This is a genomic window from Paraburkholderia sp. SG-MS1 (assembly GCF_012275575.1).
GTDB lineage: Bacteria > Pseudomonadota > Gammaproteobacteria > Burkholderiales > Burkholderiaceae > Paraburkholderia.
The window spans coordinates 1-2,395 of sequence record NZ_NPIH01000209.1 but is presented as its reverse complement, the minus strand read 5'-3'; the positions used below and the strand labels follow the sequence as shown (position 1 = coordinate 2,395).

Sequence of the window (2,395 nt, the reverse complement as noted above, 5' to 3'; positions counted from 1 at the left end):
CCGCGATGATGGTGGTGCCGCCGAGCAGGCGCGCGCCCGCCGTGGCGCACAGGCCGATGGGACCTTGCGCGAATACGGCCACCGTATCGCCGATCCGGATGTTGGCGTTTTCCGCGCCCTTGAAGCCCGTGGACATGATGTCCGGACACATCAACACCTGCTCGTCGGTCAAGCCGTCGGGGATCGGCGCGAGGTTGGCTTGCGCGTCGGGCACGAGCACGTATTCGGCCTGGGTGCCGTCGATCATGTTGCCGAAACGCCAGCCCGCCGTCGCCTTATAACCGTGGCAACCGCACAGGCCCGCGGCAATCAGATAGCTGCCGTCTTGCGACGCGACGCCGTCTTGCGCCGCGTATGAGTTGAAGTTGGGGCAAATGGCCCCGGCAATCACGCGCTGGCCTTCCTGATACCCGCGCACCGCACTGCCGAGTTTTTCGATCACGCCGACTGGCTCGTGACCGACCGTCAGTCCCTTGGCGACCGGATATTCACCCTTGAGGATGTGCACGTCGGTGCCGCAGATGGTGGTGGTGGTGATGCGCACGAGCGCGTCGTTGGCGCCCACGTCGGGCAAGGGTTTGTCGGCGAGTTCGATACGGCCCGGCTCGACGAATACGGCGGCTTTCATCATGGCGGTCATGAATGGCTCCTTCCGGTTGAGGGCAACAGCATCTCGAGGGCGCTCGCACTGTGGCACTTGCTTGAACGCATGAGTGCGACTTGCGAACACGGCGCAGCTATTCGCCATTTTCCACCGACGTAGCCGCGATTGCATCTTACCCCGCCAGGAATAGTGCCTGCTTTGCGAGGCGAAGAGCAGGGCGAAGGGTGAAATGCTTGCGCCAGATCAAGGCACGCGTGAGCGCATTGTCTGGCGCTTCTATCATTCGCGGGTGTGCTGATCGAGCGTCGGCGGCGGATGTCGATACTTGGTTGGAGAAACACGAATCCACATGGCATGGTCATTCATTGACGTCGGGTAAAGCCTGACTGGTGACCTCGATTCTTTTCCCTATCCTCCGGCGACGCGCCCGTACACCTATGAGCGCAATGATTACGGATGGGTTCATGACAATAGCGGGATTCATAATTTCGCCGCTTATAAGCTCACGACCGCCAGCGCGAATGCAAAGTACCTGTTGACGCCCGCGCAGCTTGCCGCGATTTTCTATATCTCGCTGACTGTGCATCTGTCGCGTATCTCCCAGTTCGCGGATAGTCGCAGAGCGGTTGTGCAGGTGACACGGTCGCTGTTTCGCAAGGGCAGCGCGGCGGCGCGCGCACAGAAGGTGAAAGCGGTCGAGAAGGGGTTTCTAACGGCGGGAATCGTTTGACCGGCTAGGCTGGGAGCGTCATTGCGGGACAGGAATCGGCTGTAGCTGACGTCGGCTCATCTATGTGCCCATGGCAGTAGTTCGTCCCCCGCACGCGCCCCGCAATCCTCCACTGGCCACCCATCCTCACCGACCAGCGGCACGAACCTGACTTCGCCGAGCCAGCTTCTTTCATAGTCCTCTTCACCGCGCCGCACGACCTTGATCAGCCGCTGACAATGCGGATCGCGCCCCACGGGCATGACGATCCGTCCGCCGACCGTAAGTTGCCCGCACCACGCCTGAGGCACATGCGGGCCGCCCGCCGCCGCAATGATCGCGTCATACGGCGCATAGTCGGCGAGACCCATCGTTCCGTCGCCGTGATGCACCGTCACATTCGAAATCCCCAGTCTGCGCAGGATTTCCCGAGCCGATTCGACCAGTCCGGCATGCCGTTCGATCGAGTACACCTGGCCCGCGATGACCGCGGCGACCGCGGCGGCATAGCCCGATCCGGTGCCGACGTCGAGAACCCGCTCGCCGGGGCTCAGGTCCACGGCTTCGATCATTGCCGCGACGATGGCCGGCTGCGAGATGGTCTGCTCGTTGCCGATGGGCAGCGGCGTGTCTTCGTACGCGAATTCCCGCAGCCCGGCGGCGACGAATTCCTCGCGAGGCACACGCCGCATCGCCGCGAGGACACGGGGATTGCAAATGCCGCGGCGGACGATCTGCCATTCGACCATCCGTTCGCGGGCCTCGTTGAAGTCGGTCATAGCCACCTCCGTATTGCAGCAGGCGCGCATCGCATGCCAGCACCTCATCGAATCCAGACAAATGGCGCGTGGCGGGCAACGGGATTGCCTAGAATCAGTTTACGCGCAGAACGGCACGACAAAAACCGAACATGGCGTGTGCGGTGCCGCTCGCGCGTCCGAGTCCCAACACGTGTCAATCGTAAGGGGAATCATCATGCTGAAATATGTAGTTCTGGCGCAGTTTACGGATCAGGGTATCCGCACGGTCAAGAACAGCCCGCAGCGGGCCGCGCAGGTGGCGGAAATGGCGAAAAGCTTTGG

The 2,395-nt window shown here is 62.3% G+C and carries 3 protein-coding genes and 1 pseudogene; 2 read left to right on the top strand and 2 right to left on the bottom strand.

Annotated features, from left to right (window positions below):
* Nucleotides 1-640: alcohol dehydrogenase catalytic domain-containing protein (locus CIC12_RS33190; RefSeq protein ID WP_238812672.1), on the bottom strand; the 640-nt coding region annotated here is incomplete at its 3' end.
* A 346-nt stretch (nt 641-986) separates the two neighbouring features.
* On the opposite strand from CIC12_RS33190, the gene CIC12_RS16830 reads away from it, so the two are divergent.
* Entirely contained in the window at nt 987-1,334 is a 348-nt protein-coding gene (locus CIC12_RS16830) for a M4 family metallopeptidase (RefSeq protein WP_168665252.1), read from the top strand.
* Nucleotides 1,335-1,390: 56 nt separating this feature from the next.
* Here the strand turns inward: CIC12_RS16830 and CIC12_RS16825 are convergent, their stop codons facing one another.
* Nucleotides 1,391-2,092 (bottom strand): protein-L-isoaspartate(D-aspartate) O-methyltransferase, encoded by a 702-nt coding sequence (locus CIC12_RS16825; protein ID WP_168665225.1) that lies wholly within the window; start codon nt 2,090-2,092, stop codon nt 1,391-1,393.
* Between the two features lie 196 nt (nt 2,093-2,288).
* Between CIC12_RS16825 and CIC12_RS33185 the strand changes: the two are divergent.
* Nucleotides 2,289-2,395 (top strand): annotated as a pseudogene (locus CIC12_RS33185) (GYD domain-containing protein); the annotation flags it as partial.